Below are 19,544 nucleotides of genomic sequence, written 5' to 3'. Positions count from 1 at the left end.
CGGATTTATCCCGCCGGCAGCGGCTTCGGCACGAGGGCAAAGTCGTCTGAGTCGCAAACCGGGCACCATTCACCCGGTTCCCCGATGGTCAGACAGCGTCTGCACTGGAGGACTTGTTCACCGGGAGCGGCGGGCGCGGCTGCTCTTTCCCCGAAGGCGTGGTGGGGGACGTCGTCCGCGCCGCGTTCGTAATAGTACTTGCACAGCGACATCAGGTAAGGCGCCAGGTGCTCCTTTTCCACCGCCTTCCGGAAGAGGACGTACTCCCCGGCGTGCGGGTTGAAGTCCCGGGCGTACAGGATGTCGTACCGGTCCAGGGCCTTGCGCTGGTTGGCGCTCGTGTTGGGTTGTTTGCGGACCAGGACCGAACCGAACACGCGCTCGCCGCGCACCTGCACCCCAAAACAAAGCCCCCAGGTGCGCACGTCCTCCCGGTCGAATTGACGGACCAGGTAGTTGCGCAGCTGGAGCCCCTCCTCGCAAAGGTCCTCGGTCTGCCAGCACAATTCGTTGAGGGCGTGGCGGACGTTGATCAGGTATTTCCCCAGCAACCAGTCCCAGCCCTTCCGGTCACCGGGAACAATCCCCTTTATGACGATCGACTTCCAGGGCGTCGTAAAAAACTGTGCGACGCGGGTCCGGAGCGCCAGCTGACAGGCTTCCCGTATGAATGACGCGGGGTATCGCTCGTCCCTGCGGTATATCCCCAGCCAGAGGCCCTGGGCGTAGCGGCTGAAGCCCTCGTAATACGGGAGCGCGAACTCCGGGAGGGCGGGCCGGTCGGTCACCTCCTGGGCCGTCCATTGTTCGGAGGCCATGATCCGCCGGTAGGCGTCGTCCAGGTCATCCGTATGGAATCCTTCCAATAGACGGCACAACCGGCCTATGTGCCCCGAGTACACGAGCGAGGGCCACTCCGAGAGCGCGGCGCTCCCGGGTCGCCGGACGAGGAGCCGCCAGTAGTTGCCCATGGGGGACGCCACGAAGTTGAGGTGACCGGTGGTAAAGGGCACCAGGTTCTGACCGGGGTCCACGAGGTTGACCTTTAACCGCGGAGGGGTGTCGAACCCATCCAGGATGTCCTTGTAGACGCTCTGCCGCGTCCAGCCGGAATCGGGCAGGATGTCGTCCGCCACATAGGCGCTGACGATGTTAGGGAACTCGTCCGCGTCCACCTCGAAAAACACGCCCGCCGCGGCCAAACCGGCACTGACCTCCTCCAGCTTATCGTGTCTTACGTCCAGGTACACCTGTTGGCGGGAGCCAACACTTAAGGAGCCGGCGCCGGCCGCTTCCGCGATCGCCAGCAGCACGCCCGCCGGGAGGACGCCCCCAGGCGCGTTGACCTTGACGATATGTTGTTTGCGGATCATACGGTAACGGCCACGAGGCCCTCCAGGATGCGTTGTATCTCCGCTTTACAGGAACCGCAACCGGTGCCGGCCCCGGTGGCGGCGCCGACCTCCGCGACGGTGCACGAACCCTTTGCCGCGGCGGCCCGGATGTTGCCCGCGCCAACATTGAGACAGCTACACACCAGCTTGCCCAGCACGGGTTCGGTTTGCCGGCCGCTCCGCAGGAGCTGCAACCGTTTTTCGCTCAGCTCCAACCCCTGGGCGATCAGATCACGGAACTCCTGCATCTCCTGTTTGTCGCCGATCAGGATGGCGCCTACCAGCCGGTCCATATGGACGATACATTTCTTGTAATAACGCCGGGCCCTATCGATAAATATGATTTCCTCGTATGCCGGATCGTCCGGCCGGGTGGTCATCCCCATGCTGCAAAGATCGAAACCGGGGATCTTGAGCACGTTCATGCCGAGCGTACCCGTATACACCGCTCCAGGGTCACCCTGGAGGTGACGCGCCAGGACGCCCGCCTGTTCCTCCGCCGCCGCGGCGATGCCATGGAGCGCACCCTTGCACTCCGCAATCTCGCCGATGGCGTAGATAAAAGGGTCCGACGTACGCATACACTCGTCCACGATCACGCCCCGCTGGCAGACCAGGCCGCCATCCCTGGCCAACTCTATGTTCGGTTGGGTCCCGATGCCAAACATCACCGCGTCACAGTCGATATACCGGCCGCTTTTCAGCCGGATACCCGTAACCCGCTTGTCGCCATAGAACAGCTGGACTTCATCGTTGAAATAGATATCGCACCCCATCTCCGCCACCTGTTCCCGCAGGAGCTCGCTGCCCAGCGCGTCGAGCTGCCGGTCCATAAAACGCGACGAGCGGTGTACGATGGTAACGGTCACGCCTATCTCCCTTAGGGACGCGGCCATCTCCAGACCGATCAAGCCGCCCCCGGCGATCACTACCCGGGCGCCGGGGGAGAGCCATGCGCGGAAGCGGTCTCCGTCTTCCCGGGTACGCAGGGTGAACAGTCCCTCCAAAGCGGGCACCTGGCGCGGCCAGGCGGCCCGGCTACCGGTGGCTAGGATGAGTATGTCGTAGGGCGTTACCCGGCCACGCGTGTCGGTCACCGTGCGGCGCTCCCGGTCGATGGCGGTCACCGCCACGCCCCGGTGGACGGTTACCCCGTCAGCTTGTACAGGGTTTTCCAACCGGTCCCAGTCGTGCTCCCCGCTCACATAGCCCGGGAGCAGGATGCGGTTGTAGAAGGGGTGGCTTTCCTTGCTGAATACCGTGATATCGTCATCGTCGTGCGCCCGGATAAAAGCGTATGCCGCCGCGCCCGCGCCCACGATGACGATCCGCTGCCGGGGCTTTATGTACTTTTCCGCGGCCACCGCGCAAAACTTGAAGTTGGGTTCGCCGCTCAGCGGGTCGACGAGGTTATGGGTAACGTTGTTGGCCCGCTGCAGGTCGTTCTGCAGGATCTTCCCCCAGTGCATCGGCAGGAACAGCACGCCCCGCCGGATGCTGTCCGATATTTTGGCGCGCACCCGCACATCGCCCCGGCGGGAGGATACGCGGACCAGGTCGTCCGCGGCGATCCCCAGCGCCGCGGCGTCGTCCGGGTGTACCTCCACGAACGGTTGGGGGATGTGCTGGCCGAGACGGCGGACCTTCCCCGTCTTTGTCATCGTATGCCATTGGTCGCGGATGCGACCGGTCGTCAGGATGAAGGGAAAATCGCCGTCGGGTGTTTCGCCGTAGAGCTCGTCTGGCAGGTCGTATAAACGGGCGCGGGCGCTGGGCGTATAAAACCGGTGATTGGTAAAGAGCCGCGGGGTGCCCTCGGACCCGGGGCAGGGCCATTGTACCGTGCCCTCCGCGGACAGCCGTTCATAGTTTACGCCGCTGATGTCGATCCGGGTACCGCGCGTCAGGCCGACGTGCTCGTCATAGATTTCCGAGGGGCTTTTAAATTCGAAGCCGGAAAACCCCATGCGCCGAGCTATCCCGCAGATGATCTCCCAATCGGGCAGCGCCTCCCCCGGCGCGTCGACCACCTTATGCAGCCGGCTGATCCGGCGCTCGCTGTTGGTCATCGTCCCCTCCTTTTCCGCCCAGGCCGCGGCGGGCAACACCACATCCGCATACGCCAGGGTCTCGGGTTTGCGGCTCACTTCCTGGACGATGACGAATTTGGCCGCCGCCAGCGCGCGTTCCGCCCTTCGCACATCGGGCAGGCTTACGAGCGGGTTGGTGCCGATGATCCAGATGGCCTTGAGCCGGCCGTCCTCCAGGGCCTCGAACATCTGGGTGGCGGTGAGCCCGGGTTTGGATGCGATGGGTCCGCCGCCCCAATAGGCGGCGACCTCGGCCCGGTGGACGGGGTTGGACAGGTCCCGGTGGGCTGCCAGGAGCGTCGCCAGACCGCCGACTTCGCGTCCGCCCATGGCATTGGGCTGACCCGTCAGCGAAAACGGTCCGCAGCCCGTCCGGCCGATACGACCGGTAATGAGGTTGAGGCTGATCAGGCTGAGGTTTTTGTGGACGCCGGCCACGCTTTGGTTGAGGCCCATGGTCCACATCGTCACCAGGCGGCGGGAACCCGCGATCGAGCGGGCCGCGCGCCGGATAACCCCGGCATCTACGCCGCAGATATCCGCGGCGTCGGCCAGGGTGCGCCGGAAGACCCGGGCGCTATAGGCTTCGAAGCCCTCCGTATGTTCGCGGATAAAGTCGATATCGATGTCCCCGTTCTCGATCAGGAGCCGGGCGATCGCGTGGTTCAGCGTGATGTCGGTGCCCGGCAGGAGCTGGAGGTGTATGTCGGCCATCATCGCGGTATCGGTGCGACGGGGATCCGCCACGATCAGCACCAGGTCGGGGTTGGCCGCCTTCCGCGCCTCTACCCTCCGCCAGAGGATGGGGTGACACCAGGCAGGGTTGGCCCCGTCCACATAGATACAGTCCGTCTCGTCGACGTCTTCGTAACAACCGGGTACCGAGTCTTCCCCCAGCGCCATCTTATAGGCAACCACCGCGCTGCTCATACACAGCCGCGAATTGGTGTCGATGTTGTTGCTCCCGATGAATCCCTTCATCAGCTTGTTGAGCGTATAGTACTCTTCGGTCAGACACTGGCCCGAGGCATAGATGGCGACGCTGTCGGGTCCGTATTTGTCGATCAGCGTGCGAAAAACCGCGGCTGAGCGCTCCAGGGCGGTATCCCAGGTCACGCGTTGCAGCGGGCCCTTTTTGCCAAAACGCATCTGCGGGTACAGCAGCCGGTCCGAACGGTCGTTGACCGTATGGTGGAGGTTCATGCCCTTGCTGCACAACTGACCCTGGTTCACCGGGTGATCCGGATCGCCCTGCACGGTCAACGCGCCGTTTTTATCCCGGTGCGCGATCACCCCGCATCCCACGCCGCAATAGCAGCAAGTCGTCGTTCGCGTCATACGAACGCGCCCTCCTCCTCCACGAAAACCACGCCCTCCGGCTTCCGGCGCCAGGTAGCCCGGGGCCCGAACCGGGTGAGGGCCACGATCCCGGATACCGCCAAGACGGTTACTCCGATCCAGCGGAACGACTGGGCGTAGGTCAGGTCGGAGGACTTAAAAAGGAATCCAAACAAAACGCCGCCCAGGTTCCCGCCCGCGCCGACGACGCCGCTGACCAACCCCACGTTGCGGGTATTGACAAAGGGGACGATCCCGAAGGTGCCCCCGTTGGCCATTTTCAGGAAGAGCGCGAAACACAGCATCAGCGCGATGGCCCCGGGCAGGGTAGCCGCGCCGGCAAACAAGACCAGGCCGACACCCTCCAGGGCGAGCGCACCCGCCAGGAAAAGCCCCTTGCCCCTCAGCCCGAACCTGTTGCCTACTTTATCGGAGCCAAACCCGCCCAGGGCGCGTGCAAAAAGGTTCATGGACCCGAAGACCCCCGCCCAGAGACCGGCCGCGGCCTGCGGAAGGTGAAAGGTGTCCGTGAAGTGCAGCGAGGCTACGTTGTCGAACGTGAGCTCCATCCCGAAACACATGGCGTACGCCAGCGCCAGGACCCACACCCGGGAATCCGCCAGGATCTTCCAATCCAGGGGAGGGCGGCTACCGCCCGGATAACCCACGTCGGCGAAGTTGCCCCGGGGCGTATCCGTCGTATACCGGGCGTATAATACAGCCACGCCAAGCATCATTACGCCAGGCAGGATCATCGCATACCGCCAGGCCGCATGGGGCGTATACCCCATCCCAACGATCGCGGCAAATACGAGCGGCATGACGATGTTGGTCACCCCGCCGCCCAGGTTCCCCCAGCCGCCGGTCAGGGCGTTCGCGGTCCCCTTGAGGTGCGGGGCGAACATCAGGGAGGTGTGGCATTGGGTGATGACAAAGGAAGCGCCAATGACGCCGATACACAACCGGAACAACAGGAAGGTGGCGTAGTCGCGGGAAAGGCCCACCAGGATTACCGGGATGGCCCCGAAGACCAGCAGCCGAATGGCGGTCCGCCGCGGCCCCCAAAGGTCGCACAACCGGCCGATCACCAGCCGAGCCACCACCGTCGAGGCCACCGAGGCTATGATCAGATTGCCCACCTGGGCTTTGGTCAGCCTGAGGTCGGCGCGGATCGTCGGCATCAGGGGTGCCAGTCCAAACCACCCGAAAAAGCACACGAAGAACATGAGCCAGGTAATGTGGAAGGTCCGCATCTGCACGCCCTTCAAGGAAAAAATCCTAAGCCGGTCCAGGGGTTTTTGATACATTTGATTGGTTTTAAGTTGTTCAAGCGATTTGAAACACATCCCCCCGCCGACGGACTGCGACTCCCAGGCGGGGTTTTTTGGGGCAATTCACATAACAACCAATCATTATATGGCTATTAAAAAAAATCGTAATTCGTGTGACCTCAAAAGCTGTTTCCTTTGCCAGCATTGCCTTCCCGAATGGAATCCTGCTATCGCCGCGCATCGCACCAACCTCGAGGTCAAAAAAGGCGAAGTCATTTTTACCGAAGGAGACCCGGTCAACGGTATATTCTTTGTCCACAACGGCGTCGTCAAAGTGCACAAGCAATGGGACGATGAAAAGGAACTGATCCTCCGGTTCGCTACCGCGGGTGACGTCGTGGGCCACCGGGGGCTCGGCAAGGACACCGTATACCCCATATCGGCGACGGCCCTTTCCCCCTCCCTGCTTTGTTTTATAGACCTGAGCTTTTTCGACGCCAGCCTCCGCACCAATTACGACTTTATCCACGCCCTTCTCCACTTTTTTGCCAGCGAGCTCCAGGACTCCGAGAAACGGATGCGTAACCTCGCCCATATGCAGGTCAAGGGGCGGGTCGTCCAGGCGCTGCTCACCCTCCGGGATACTTTTGGCGCCACGCCGGACGGCACCATCGCATTTAACCTGAGCCGCCAGGACCTGGCTTCGTTTACCGGGACGACCTACGAAACCGTATTCCGGATCATGAACGAGCTCGTCCGCGAAGAGCTCGTCGCCCTCAACGGCAAGGACATCCGCCTGCTGGATCCGGAGCGGCTACGCCTCATCGACCCCAATATAAACCTTCCCGTCATGGATCCTGACCGGGTACGTCCGTAGCCGGTAAGGCTCTTCCTCCAGGCATTCCCCGCTGACCAACGAGAAGGTCTTCTTGTGGAACGGACAAGCCACTTTTGGCTCGCAAGACGGCCCCGCGCTCCCGATCATACCCCTCGACAGCGCCATCTGTTGCTTGTGCGGGCACTGGTTATCGGTAGCATACCATTCCCCCCGGCGCGTAAAATTGAATACCGCGATCTGATCTTCTCCCCGCTTGACACAGGCGCCCCCGTTCTCGGGCACGTCCTCGGTATGGCAGGCATACCACCACCGGGTTGCTATTGCAGTCTCCATATACTGATTGTTTACCATTCTTTTGCCCGGACCTGGTCCCGGAGCGGCTGCATGGCTACCGTGGGGTCCCTTTCACCGGGCGCGTTGACAAAGTGCGCAAAACGCCGTTCCATCGCGGGATCTTCGATGGCCGCCTTCCATTCGCACCGATAGGTCGCTACGTGTTGGTCCATCGCCGCCTCCAGCTCACCGCCGATCCCCAGGCTGTCGTTTACTACGACGCTGCGGAGGTAGCTCATACCCCCCTCCATTTTCGAGAGCCACACCGACGTGCGCGTCAACGGGTCGGCGGTGCGGATATAGAACATCAGGAAACGATCGAGGTAGCGTATGCACGTCTCCTTGTCCACGTCGGAGGCCAGGAGCTGGGCGTGGGCGGGCTTGGAACCCCCGTTCCCGCAAACGTAGAGGTTCCAGCCCTTTTCGGTGGCGATGATACCGAAGTCTTTTCCCCTGGCCTCGGCGCATTCGCGGATACAGCCGGAAACGCCGCCCTTGAGCTTGTGCGGCGCGCGCAACCCCTTGTACCGGTTTTCGATCTCGATCGCGAAGCTGACGCTGTCGTGCAGCCCGAAACGGCACCAGGTGCTGCCTACACAGCTCTTCACCGTCCGCAACGCCTTCCCGTAGGCATGGCCGCTTTCAAAACCCGCCGCGATAAGCTCCCGCCAGATCGCCGGCAGGTCGCCGACGTGCGCCCCGAACAGGTCGATCCGCTGACCACCTGTGATCTTGGTATAGAGTCCGTACTTCCTGGCTACTTCACCCAGCACGATCAGCTTGTCCGGGGTGATTTCGCCCCCGGGGATGCGGGGTACGACCGAATAAGTCCCTCCCTTTTGGATATTCGCCAGAAAACGGTCGTTGCTGTCCTGTATGGTATCCTGTTTCAGGATAAGGTCGTTCCAAAGGCTGGCCAGGATGGACGCCACCGCGGGCTTGCACACCTCGCAGCCGTCCCCGTGCCCGAAACGGTCGAGGACCGCCTCGTAGGAAGTGAGCTCGTTCAGGCGGACCAGGTCGAGCAGCTCCTGGCGGGAGTAGTCGAAGTGCTCGCATAGCACCGTCTTGACGTACAGCCCTTCCGCCTTCATGGTTTCGGTGATCAGGTCCTTGACCATCGGCACACAGCCGCCGCAGCCGGTGCCGGCGCGGGTGCACTTTTTCATGGCGTCGATACCGCGCACGCTCCCTTCTCTGACCGCGGAGCAGATGCTTTGTTTGGTCACGCCCTCGCAGGAACAAATGACCGCGTCGTCCGGCAGGTCCATCAACCCCGCGGCTTCGCTGCCGCCTCGGGCGCCCAGGATGAGGTCCTCTGGGTTCGGCGGCAGCACGATCTTATTGACGGTCGTCTGGTGGAGCAGGTTATACGCACCCGCGTCGCCAACCAGGATACCGCCCAGCAGGTGTTTGCCGTCCCGGGTGATGTTGATGCGCTTATAAACGCCGGCGTAGGTATCTTCGTAGGTCAGGGCGCGCACGTCGGTCCCTTCCGCGTGCGGGTCCCCGAAGCTGGCCACGTCGACGCCGATCAATTTGAGCTTGGTGCTCATGTCGAAGCCCAGGAACCGCTTGGGGCTCCCGCACAACCGGGACGCCACCACGTCGGCCATTTCGTAACCCGGCGCGACCAGGCCGTAGATCATGTCATTATGGAGCACGCATTCGCCAATACCGAAAATAAACGGATCGCTGGTCCGGAGGGTATCGTCCACCAGTATACCGCCACGCGGCCCCGTCACCAGACCGGCCTGCCGGGCGAGCTCGTCACGGGGACGTATACCGGCGGAAATCACCAGCATGTCGGTGTCCAGCGTCGCGCCATCGGCGAACACGAGACCGCCGTCGGTGATCTCTTTGGTCTGCCGGCCGAGGTGTATCTGGAGTCCGAGGCTCTCCAGTTGCCTTTGCAACGCCGCGCTCCCGCCGGCGTCGATCTGGCGCGGCATCAGCCGGGGCGCAAATTCAACCACGTGGGTCTCCTCCAGGCCCAGGTCCAGCAGGGCCTTGGCGGCTTCCAGACCCAGGAGGCCGCCGCCGAGGACCGCACCCGTGCGCGCCTTACGCGCATATTCGCGGATCATGTCGAGGTCCTCCAGGGTCCGGTAGACAAAGACGCCCTGCCCCTCCACACCGGGGATTTGGGGCACAAAAGCGGAAGACCCGGTGGCCAGCACCAGGTAGTCGTAGGAAACCGACTGGCCTTTAAGGGAATGGACCGTTTTGCGGGCCCGGTCGATCCGGACGATGGGGTCGCCGGTATACAGCGCGATATGCTGCTCGTCATACCAGTCCGCCGGCGCCATGCGAAGGTCCTCTTCCGTTTTGCCGTCAAAATAGGCGCTCAGGTGTACCCGGTCATAGGCCGGGCGGGGCTCTTCCCCAAAAACGACCAGGCGGAAGGGGGCCTTGCGCCCCAACATCTTCTCACAGAATTTATAACCGACCATCCCGTTGCCGACGACGACAACGACGGGCATAGCATCCGCTGCCATGAGCATAATTTTAAGTGTATCAAGCGATTTTCAAAAAAATTCACAAATATGCCGGCTGCGACCCAACATATTTGTGTTTTAAATATATTTTCCCATACTGTAATACTACAAATAAATTACGATTAAAATCATATTCTCATCATTATTTTTGGGTCAATTGGCCTATTTTAATTACATATAATATATTATAATATGGAGCTTATTGTCGTTGGCGCTGGCCCGGGCGACCCTGAATTGATTACCCTTAAGGCCTTGAAAGCCCTGGGCCGGGCTACGGTGATCCTGTACGACAACCTGATCAACCGGGTATTGCTGGAACATGCGCGTCCGGATTGCCTGCATATATATGTTGGAAAAAAACCGTATGGCGAGTACACGCCCCAGGAGGACATCCACCAGCTGATCCTGGACCATGCCCGCGGGGGCGCCGTCGTTGTCCGGCTTAAAGGAGGCGATCCATTTATATTTGGCCGCGGCATGGAAGAAATCCTTTTTGCCCGTGCCCACGGCATCCCGGCCAGCTACATACCGGGGATCACGAGCATGCAGGCCGTCGGTTTGGAGGACATCCCCCTCACCCACCGGGACCTGGCGGAAAGCGTCTGGATCGTCACCGGCACCAAAAAAGACGGCGCATTGTCCGCGGACCTACGGCTCGCGCTGGCCTCACACGCCACCGTCGTGATTTATATGGGGATGAAAAAACTGGCCGAGATCGCCTCGGTATACGTATCGGAAGGCAAGGGCGATATGCCCGCGGCGATCATCCAGCACGCCTCGCTGCCCCAGCAACGCAAGGTCGTCGGCGCGGTCCGTGAGCTGGCGGCGATGGCCACGGGGGCTGGCCTGACGCACCCTGCGATCATCGTGATCGGTGCCGTGGCAGGGTTAGCGCTTTAGTTCCATTACAAGCGTCTGGTGGGCGCCGATCGTCAACCCCGCCAACGGTTTGTCGGAGGCGGTGAGCACGTCGCGACCGGCCGAAAACCCGGCCGTCCGTTCCGCGTAGCGCTGCGTGTCCAGTGTCTGCTCGTGGTCGCCGGTGTTGGCCACCACCATCACGGTTTGCTGTGCGTCGTAGCGGAAATAGACGTAGACGCCTTCGACCGGGGCGTACTGCATGAGCTTGCCCGTTGTCAGCGCGGTGGAATGCCGCCGGTATTGCGCCAGGGTGCGGACATAGGAAAAGGCTTCCTGTTCCTGTGGCGTCCGGCCCGCGGCGACAAACTTGTTGGTGTCGTCACCCGGCCAGCCGCCGGGGAAGTCCTTTCGCAGCGCGCCATCGCCGTCTTTTTTGAGCCCCGTCATCATGAGCTCGTCCCCGTAATACATTTCGGGGATGCCGCGGAGCGTCAACAGCCACGCGAAACCCATTTTATAGCGATCGAGGTTCGTGTCGACGATGGAGGGAAACCGGTCCATGTCGTGGTTGTCGAGCATGATGCAGTTCCGGGTGGGGTTCTTGTACAGGAAATCCTGGGCCAGCGTGCTGTACAGCTGTTCGGGGTTGCCGTCGTGGCGCAGGGCGTTCTGCATACCCCAGCAGACATTGAAGTCCACGACGCCCTGGAGGTTGGGCTTGTACGGGACGTCGAGGTTGTTCTGGCAAAAGTAGGCCGCCTCGGCGACGGTGCCGACCCAAACCTCCCCGAACATCGTGATGCGGGGGAACTGGCGGACAAGGGCGGCGTTTATATCGTTGAGGAACGCCCGGTCGCTGTAGAACCAGGTATCGACCCGCCAGCCATCCACGCCATAGGTCTCGGTCGTCCAGAGCGCGTATTCGATCAGGTAGCGGCTGACGTAAGGATTCCTTTGGTTGAGGTCCGGCATGGACTTCACAAACCACCCCTCGACGGTCTTGCGGCGGTCGATGGCGGACGCGTACGGATCGACCAGCGGCTCTACCTTATAGCTGGTGTTTGTGTATTGCGGCCATTGGTTGAGCCAGTCCTTCATGGGCGGGTCGAGGACGGTCCAGTGAGAGGAGCCGATATGGTTGTAGACGCCGTCCTGTATCAGCTTCATATTTTTTTGATGGAGCGCTTTGGACAGCGACGCATACGCCTCGTTGCCGCCAAAGCGCCGGTCCACCTGGTATTGGTCGGTGATGGCGTACCCGTGGTAGCTGCCGCTGGGCATGTCGTTCTCGTTGACCGGCGTCATCCAAACGGTTGTGATGCCCAGGTCCTTCAGATAACCGAGGTGGTCCTCGACGCCTTTGAGGTCACCCCCGTGCCGCTCGTTCGGTTTATCGCTGCGGACCACGGTGTCGCGCATGCCGGGAACCACGTCGTTGGCGGGATCCCCGTTGGCAAAGCGGTCGGGCATCAGCAGGTAGACAAAGTCCTTATTGGTGACGCCCTGGATGCGGGAGACACCGTCCGCCGGGTCGAGGGCCTTGAGGGTATAGTCCAGCGTGTATGACCTGGCGCCCAAGGCGCCGCCGTGCGCCAGTTGAAAGTGCAGAACGCCCGGTTTTGCGGCCGGCGCAATGTCCAGGTCGACAAAAAGATAGTTGGGGTTCTCGACCGTATGCGTGGCCTTGATGGCGACGCCGGTGTAAGCGGTGAGCTGCGGTTTCGTTTTCCCGATACCCGGCGCATAGAGCATGAGCTGCACGTCGCGGTCCTTCATACCAACCCACCAGTTGAGCGGGTTGACCTTTACCTCGGGCGCCCGGGGTCCCGGGTTGAGGGTGATGACCTGGTTTTGCGCGGCCGCGCGGATCGTAAGCGCTACCAAAGCGCAAGCCGGTAGGGCGTATGCCCGGACGGCGCGAAAGTTAATGAGGCGCATGTTCCGATTTTTTCCGTTTTCTGTTTTGGCTGAGCGCGATGTCCACCGGGTCGTACACGTAGATGACGCTCAGCGAAGCGCACAACATGAAGATGCCCGCCAGCACCAACGCGTACACCGGCTGGTCGTGATAGACATATTTGACCAGGGGTCCCCCGACAATACCGTTCAGGATTTGCGGGATGGTGATAAAGAAGTTGAACAACCCCATGTAAATACCCATTTTCCCCGGGGGGATCGAGCTCGACAGGATCACATAAGGCATCGCCAGGATGCTCGCCCAGGCGATGCCGACGCAGACCATGGACCCGATGAGGAACTCCTTATTAGGGGCAAAGAATATCGATACCAGCCCGATCCCCCCGATGGCCAGCGACAGCGCATGGGTCCGTTTGCGGCCGATCTTTCCCGCTATCCAGGGGAGCACCAGGGCGTAACCTGCCGAAACCAGGTTGTAAATTCCGAATATGATACCGGTCCAGTCCTGGGCATCCCGGTACTGGCTGGAGCTTTTGTCGGTGATGGGAAGGTGGAAGATGTGGGTGGCGATCGTGTCCGTGGTGAAAACCCACATCCCGAAGAGCGAGAACCAGGAAAAGAACTGGACGAGCCCCAGTTGCCGCATGGTCCTGGGCATACGGCGGAAGTCCTTGAAGATAGCGGCCAGGCCGAGGTGCTCCACCTCTCCTTTGCCGTGGTAGCGTTCGTATTCCGCCGGGGGATATTCCTTGGTCGTGGCCAGCGTCCACAAAATGGCGAGGATGAATACCGCGGCCCCGATATAAAATGCCAGCTTGACGTTGGCGGCCACCACGCCCGCCGCCGCGTCATGGGAGATGTGGAGCCAGTTATACAGGACCCAGGGCAACCAGGAGCCGACCACCGCGCCCGCGCCGATCAGACAGGTCTGGACCGAAAAACCGAGGGTGCGCTGGCTGTCCGGCAGGTTGTCCGCCACCAGGGCCCGGAATGGTTCCATGGACAGGTTGAAACAGGCGTCCATGATCATCAGGAAACCGGCTCCGATCAGTACCAAAGAGGCCCCGCTCCCCAGCCAGCCCGCGTTAGGCATGAGCGCAAGAGCGCTGGCGGAAAGGATCGAACCTGTCAAGAAAAAGGGTTTCCTGCGCCCCAGCCGGTTCCAGGTGCGGTCGCTGTAGTGGCCGACGATGGGCTGTACGATCATGCCTATCAGCGGCGCGGCGATCCAGAACCAGGAAAGGTGCTCCACGTCCGCCCCATAGTTCCGCAGGATACCGCTTGCGTTGGAATTCTGGAGGGCAAACCCGAACTGGATCCCCAGGAATCCGAAGCTCATGTTCCATATCTGCCAGAAGGTAAGTTTGGGCTTGGGCGCCAGTGCGGTGGTTGTGGACATATGCAAACGATCGTTAAAGAAAAGACCCCGGGCGCGTGGCCGGGGTCCGCCCCGGGGTAAGTCACCCAGGGTCCGAAAATAAGGTAAAGTTTCGATTTGTGTAAGAAATACACAACGGCGCCTGGCTGGCGCCGCGGCCGCCTATATGACGAAGCCATCGGGCAGGATGGCCCCTTTTTTCACTACGACGATCCCTTCCTTGATGGTGTAGAGCGCGTGGTCGGTATCCGCGAGGTGCGGTCCCCCGTTGATCCGGACGTCGTTGCCGATCCTGCAGTTCTTGTCGATGATGGCGTTCTTGATGTAGCAGCGGTCGCCGATCCCGATCTTGGGCAGGCCCTTTTCCTCGGCCCGTTTCATCTCTTCGATGGTCTCGTAAAAGTCACCGCCCATGATATAGCTGCTGACGATGGTCGTGCCGTGCCCGATCCGGGTACGGATACCGACGATACTGCTTTCGATGCGGGAAGCGGTGATGATACACCCGTCGGATATGAGCGTCTTCTCCAGCGTGGTCCCGCTGATCTTGGCGGGGGGCAGCATCCGCGCCCGGCTGAAGATGGTCTTGACGTTGTCGTAGAGGTTGAAGGTCGGGATGTCTTCGGTGAGGGCGATGTTGGCCTCGAAGAAAGAATAGATATGGCCGATGTCGGTCCAGTATCCGTCGTACTGGTAGCTGACCACCTTGTTTTTCCCGATCGAGCCGGGGATCACTTCTTTGCCGAAGTCGGTGATTTCGGGGCTCTCCTCCAACAGCAGGTCGAAAAGGAGCTTGCGGTTGAAGATATAGATACCCATCGAGGCCAGGTAGTTCCTGCCCTCGGCGTTCATCGCGGGGCCGGTGTCGCTGTGCCAGTCGGGCAACAGCTCCTTTTTGGGCTTTTCGATAAAGGAGGTGATCAGGTCGCTGCCGTCGACCTTCATGATGCCGAACTCGGTAGCCTCGCGTTCGGCCACCGGTATGGTGGCGATGGAGATGTCCGCGTTCTGCTCGATGTGCCGCTTGAGCATCTCCTCGAAGTCCATCTGGTAGAGCTGGTCGCCCGACAGGATGAGGACATATTCGAAGTCGTGCTGGTTGAGGTGGCGCAGGGACTGACGCACGGCGTCCGCGGTGCCCTGGAACCAGGAGCGGTTGTCGGGCGTCTGCTCGGCGGCCAGGATGTCCACGAAGGCGCTGCTGAAGACGCTGAAATGATAGGTGTTCTTGATGTGCTTGTTCAGGGAAGCGGAATTGAACTGTGTCAGCACGAACATGCGGTTGATGTCCGAATTGATACAGTTCGAAATGGGGATATCCACGAGCCTGTACTTACCGGCGATGGGCACCGCCGGTTTGGAACGATTTGCGGTAAGCGGATACAAACGCGTTCCGGCGCCCCCTCCGAGGATCACGGCTACCACCGATTTAGAAATGTTGAACATAAGTCTGTCTTATGATGATGAAGGATGATTGTTGACAAAAATCAACGTTTCTAGGGGACTGGATAAGTGGACAGGTATTGTTGCGCGCTGCTTTCCCAGGAGTGGTCGATGTGCATGATGCGCTCCTGGATCGCGCCAAACCGTTCCTGGTCCTGGTACAGGCCTAATGCCCTATAGATAGCTTGGGTGATGTCGCCGACGCTAGCATCGTTGAAACGGACGCCAAATCCCTGCCAGTCTTCGAAGTCCACCACGGTATCGCGCAAACCGCCCGTACTCCGGACGATGGGAATGGTACCGTAACGGAGCGCATACATCTGGTTCAATCCGCAGGGTTCGACGCGGGAAGGCATGAGCAGGAAATCGGCCCCGGCGTACATCTCGTGGCTGAGCTGTTCGTTGTATCCGCGGTAAAGCTTGAAATCCTTCCCAACCATTTCCTGTACATGCGCCAGGTTCCGTTCGACGTTCGGATCTCCGCTGCCCAATATAAGGAAATTCATCGTCCGGCCGATATAGTGGAAACAATCTCCGATCACCGCGGGCAGGAGGTCCGCCGCCTTTTCGCCCACGAACCGTCCGATAAAGATGAACAAGGGTTTCGAGGGGTCGAGGTGAAAACGTTTGCATAAAGCCCTTTTGTGCGCGGCCTTGCCCTCGTGTACGCTGGAGGCGTCGAAGTGGGTGGTGAGGTAGGCGTCCGTCGCCGGGTCCCATACCTGAGAGTCAATGCCGTTCAGGATGCCGGAGCACTTCCCTTTCTCGTACTCGAAGAGTGCCTCCAGCCCGTTGGCGTTGTACATCAGCTCGGTCATATAGCTGGGGCTAACGGTCGTAACCTTCCAGGCGCAGCGGACGGCGCAGGCCAGCGGGTTAATCATCCCCTTCCAGTCGAGCAATCCCGCTTTCCACGTATCGTACCGGGGAAGGTACGTAGCCTTCTCCCACGGCATCCAACCCTGGTACTGGGCGTTGTGTATGGTCAGGATGGTGGGTACCCGTTTGAGGTGTCCATAGTCATAGGAATATTGCATGATGAACGGGATGAGCCCCGCCTGGTGGTCATGCACGTGGACCACGTCCGGCTGGTGGCTCCAACGGGAAAGCCAGTCCACGAAGGAAACCTGGAAGGCCGTGAACCGTTCGGCGTCGTCTCCGTAACCGTAGACGCCTTCCCGGTCCAGCAGGCCGTAGATGTCGATCAGGTACAGGTCAAATCCCAATTCACTGGTATGCTCCTTGATGACGGTATAGTCGAACCACCAGTTCCCCAGGTGCGTCCGGCCCTTGTGGACCACGTCCCAGTCGTGCTTGTACAGGTAAGCGGTGCGGTACATCGGCAGGACGACCTTGGCGGTATGGCCCAGCAGCTGCTGGTACTTGGGCAAGGCCCCCACCACGTCCCCGAGCCCTCCCACCTTGGCCACGGGGTAACATTCCGCGCTGACGTGTACAATTTCCATGTGAACAACAATTTAGGTACAAATTCAATACCTAACATTTTTTTATCCTTTCGTAACTAAATTTAAACGTTTTAGCTAATCATTACTAAAAACGGTTTAATTTCCCGCCCCGGGCGGACTTCGGCCGCCCGTAAAAGTTGACTAATGACAATGCAAGCCAAGAACAACAGAAAGGACTATGCGATCGGCATCGACATCGGCGGCACGAACACCGTCTTTGGCATGGTCGATCATAGGGGGGACATCCGTTACCGCGGCGCTATTTCGACCCGCAAGCACGATACCATCGAACCCTACATCGAGGAGCTTTACGAAGCCCTGCTACCGGCGATCGAGCACGTAGGGGGCTTGCAATACGTCCGGGGCATCGGCGTGGGCGCCCCCAATGGGAATTATTACAACGGCACCATCGAATACGCTCCTAACCTGAAGTTCCAGGGTATCATCCCGCTGGCCGAGATCATGCAAAAGAAGTTCGGATTGCCTACGGCTCTGACGAACGACGCCAATGCCGCCGCCGTCGGGGAAATGATGTACGGGGTGGCCAAGGGCATGAAGGACTTCATCATGATCACGCTGGGTACCGGGGTCGGCAGCGGTATCGTCGCCAACGGCCAGCTGATCTATGGTCACGACGGTTTCGCCGGTGAATTGGGACACAACATCGTCATCCCGGGCGGCCGCTATCACCCCGGGACCGGGGCCCACGGTTCGCTCGAAGCCTATACCTCCGCCACCGGCGTTGCCCGCACCGCCAGGGAGTTCCTGGACAAGGACCCCGGTTCATCGTCCCTGTTGCGCGACTACCCCGCGGACGAGATCGACAGCCGTATCGTGTTTGAATGCGCCGTCAAGGGCGACGCCATCGCGGGCGAGGTCTTCCGGTATACCGGCGAAATCCTCGGCATGTCGCTGGCCAATTTCGTGATGTTCTCTTCACCCGAGGCCATCGTCCTGTTCGGCGGGCTGACCAAGGCCGGAGACCTGCTCCTCAAACCGACCAAGGCGAGCATGGAGAAGAACCTGCTCCCGATCTTCCAGAATAAAGTCAAGCTGGTGTTCAGCGAGCTGAAGGAAGCCGACGCGGCTATCCTTGGAGCGAGCGCGCTGGTATGGGAGCTGAAAAAGGACTGAGTTTCACAAAGCTGAGCGCCCAGGCCAGTGTGAGCAAAGGCACGCTGGCCCAAACCACCTGGCGGATCCCGTAGTGGGCGATGACAAAACCGCCCAGCAGGGTGCCCAGGGTTATTCCCGCGTTGAATGCCGACGGCAGCAGGCCGTTCACCGATTCCAGCCCGTGGTGCGGTACGTCGTGCGTTACGTGGAGGTTCACCACCAGAAAGCCCCCCGTATGGATAAAGCCCCAGACGGACAGCAATACCACCATGGGGACGAAGAGGCCGCCCAGCGTGTAGGCCAGCACGTGGGTCACGATCAGCGAGGCCAGGAACCAGCGCGTCGTGGCTTGTACGTTTTTGCTGAGCGCGATGCCCATCGCCCAGTTCCCGACGATCCCCGTGGCGCCGAACACCAGCAGCATGATGCTCACCTGCACGCCGCTCATATGCGATACCTTGTCGAGGAATCCCGCCAGGTATCCATAGGTCGCGAACATCCCCGCCACCGCTACGATCGAGGCGACGATCTTCACCCATAGCTGGGGGCTGGCCAAAACGTTCTCGCCCTTTTCGGATGCCGTTTTGGCGTCAGCCGGCATCGACGGCACGCCGATCATCAGCGCGGCCAGCGCCAGCAGGTTGACGATCCCCGCGAGCACGAAAGACGCCTGCCAGCCGTACAAGTCGGCCGCATAAGTCGTCACCGGCACACCCAGCACCGTGGCCACGCTCAAACCGGCCATGACGATCGAAACCGCCTTGGGCGCTTCTTTGGGACCGGCGGCCTTGGCGGCGGCCGATACGGAAACCGCCCAGAAAACGGGGTGCAGGAAGGCCGGAAGGATGCGCGCGATCATCAGCACCGTGAAGTTGGGCGCCAGGGCCGATAGCGCGTTGGACAACACGAACACCGCCAGCACCGCGCACATGATGACCTTGCGGTTGACCCGAGCCGTGAGCATCGTCATGAACGGGCCGAAAAGGGCGACCGTCAGCGCGAATCCGCTGATCAGCCAGCCCGCGGTATCCAATGATATGTTGAATCTTTCCGCCAGTTGCGGCAGGATGCCGATCACGCCGAACTCCGTGGTGATGATGCCGAAGGCGCCGAGCGCCATGAAGTAAATGGACTTCTTCATAGATTTATATATTCAAATGTTTCGATGTGTTACAGCATACGTTTCCGCAGTAAGGCCGTGCGGCGGCACGTTTTCCGCGAACCGTGCGGCGGTGCGTTTTCCTCGGGCGGTCGTGCGGCGGCACACCCCCAACGGGCAGGCCGTACGGCGGCTAGCCCTTTAATCCATTCAAACTGGCAATGTAATCGTTCAGTACCGGCTCGTTGAGCTTGTACTTCAGGTTCCGGCCCTCTTTGATCGGGATCAGCAAACCCGCGTCCACCAACAATTTCAGGTGGTGGGAGATGGACGGCTGCGTCAGGTCGAGAAAGTCGTAGACTTCCTGGCAGTACAAACAATCCCTCGTCCGGAGCTGCTGCAGGATAGCAATCCGGCTGGCGTCGCTGAGCGCCTTGGAGATTTTTTCTATTTGTACGTCACTCTTCACCCCACAAAGATAAGGGAAATATCGAAACATTTC

General features: G+C 60.6%; 14 protein-coding genes. 3 read left to right on the top strand and 11 right to left on the bottom strand.

Annotated elements, in window-relative coordinates; genetic code table 11:
* Positions 1-5: 5 nt before the first annotated feature.
* Genes VL547_RS17355 through VL547_RS17345 form a run of 3 tightly spaced genes read right to left on the bottom strand, consistent with a single transcriptional unit; the run spans position 6 to position 6,129 of the window.
* Positions 6-1,373 (bottom strand): rubredoxin, encoded by a 1,368-nt coding sequence (locus VL547_RS17355; protein WP_325580188.1) that lies wholly within the window; start codon positions 1,371-1,373, stop codon positions 6-8.
* Entirely contained in the window at positions 1,370-4,822 is a 3,453-nt protein-coding gene (locus VL547_RS17350) for a molybdopterin-dependent oxidoreductase (RefSeq protein ID WP_325580186.1), read from the bottom strand. Before VL547_RS17350 ends, VL547_RS17355 begins: the two co-directional genes overlap by 4 nt.
* Positions 4,819-6,129: an MFS transporter gene (locus VL547_RS17345; protein ID WP_325580184.1), complete on the bottom strand. Its 1,311-nt coding sequence runs from the start codon at positions 6,127-6,129 to the stop codon at positions 4,819-4,821. Before VL547_RS17345 ends, VL547_RS17350 begins: the two co-directional genes overlap by 4 nt.
* Positions 6,130-6,238: 109 nt before the next feature.
* Between VL547_RS17345 and VL547_RS17340 the strand changes: the two genes are divergently transcribed.
* Positions 6,239-6,970: a Crp/Fnr family transcriptional regulator gene (locus VL547_RS17340; RefSeq protein WP_325580182.1), complete on the top strand. Its 732-nt coding sequence runs from the start codon at positions 6,239-6,241 to the stop codon at positions 6,968-6,970.
* Here the strand turns inward: VL547_RS17340 and nirD are convergent.
* Positions 6,908-7,264, bottom strand: coding sequence for a nitrite reductase small subunit NirD (gene nirD / locus VL547_RS17335; protein WP_325580180.1), 357 nt, complete (start codon positions 7,262-7,264; stop codon positions 6,908-6,910). The two genes, VL547_RS17340 and nirD, sit on opposite strands and share 63 nt — an antisense overlap.
* 11 nt (positions 7,265-7,275) lie before the next feature.
* Positions 7,276-9,762: a nitrite reductase large subunit NirB gene (nirB, locus tag VL547_RS17330; RefSeq protein WP_325580178.1), complete on the bottom strand. Its 2,487-nt coding sequence runs from the start codon at positions 9,760-9,762 to the stop codon at positions 7,276-7,278.
* Positions 9,763-9,954: 192 nt separating this feature from the next.
* On the opposite strand from nirB, the gene cobA reads away from it, so the two are divergent.
* The gene (cobA, locus tag VL547_RS17325) at positions 9,955-10,662 is read left to right on the top strand and encodes a uroporphyrinogen-III C-methyltransferase (RefSeq protein WP_325580176.1); all 708 of its coding nucleotides are present in this window, start codon (positions 9,955-9,957) and stop codon (positions 10,660-10,662) included.
* Here the strand turns inward: cobA and VL547_RS17320 are convergent.
* The 4 genes from VL547_RS17320 to VL547_RS17305 form a co-directional block, all read right to left on the bottom strand.
* Positions 10,651-12,561, bottom strand: coding sequence for a glycoside hydrolase family 13 protein (locus VL547_RS17320; RefSeq protein WP_325580174.1), 1,911 nt, complete (start codon positions 12,559-12,561; stop codon positions 10,651-10,653). The genes cobA and VL547_RS17320 overlap by 12 nt on opposite strands.
* Positions 12,548-13,939: an MFS transporter gene (locus VL547_RS17315; protein WP_325580172.1), complete on the bottom strand. Its 1,392-nt coding sequence runs from the start codon at positions 13,937-13,939 to the stop codon at positions 12,548-12,550. The genes VL547_RS17320 and VL547_RS17315 overlap by 14 nt, the downstream gene beginning before the upstream one ends.
* A gap of 141 nt (positions 13,940-14,080) precedes the next feature.
* Entirely contained in the window at positions 14,081-15,364 is a 1,284-nt protein-coding gene (locus VL547_RS17310) for a glucose-1-phosphate adenylyltransferase (protein ID WP_325580170.1), read from the bottom strand.
* Positions 15,365-15,414: 50 nt separating this feature from the next.
* Positions 15,415-16,827: a glycogen/starch synthase gene (locus tag VL547_RS17305; RefSeq protein ID WP_325580167.1), complete on the bottom strand. Its 1,413-nt coding sequence runs from the start codon at positions 16,825-16,827 to the stop codon at positions 15,415-15,417.
* Positions 16,828-16,971: 144 nt separating this feature from the next.
* Here VL547_RS17305 and VL547_RS17300 point away from each other — a divergent pair, with 144 nt between their 5' ends.
* Positions 16,972-17,961: an ROK family protein gene (locus VL547_RS17300; protein WP_325580165.1), complete on the top strand. Its 990-nt coding sequence runs from the start codon at positions 16,972-16,974 to the stop codon at positions 17,959-17,961.
* Here the strand turns inward: VL547_RS17300 and VL547_RS17295 are convergent.
* Positions 17,915-19,084, bottom strand: a complete 1,170-nt coding sequence (locus tag VL547_RS17295) for an MFS transporter (protein WP_325580163.1) — start codon at positions 19,082-19,084, stop codon at positions 17,915-17,917. The genes VL547_RS17300 and VL547_RS17295 overlap by 47 nt on opposite strands.
* A 151-nt stretch (positions 19,085-19,235) precedes the next feature.
* Positions 19,236-19,511: a metalloregulator ArsR/SmtB family transcription factor gene (locus tag VL547_RS17290; protein WP_325580161.1), complete on the bottom strand. Its 276-nt coding sequence runs from the start codon at positions 19,509-19,511 to the stop codon at positions 19,236-19,238.
* Between the last annotated feature and the right edge of the window lie 33 nt (positions 19,512-19,544).

Source organism: Dinghuibacter sp. (genome assembly GCF_035492835.1).
GTDB lineage: Bacteria > Bacteroidota > Bacteroidia > Chitinophagales > Chitinophagaceae > Dinghuibacter.
This window is presented reverse-complemented; position numbering and strand designations above follow the sequence as displayed.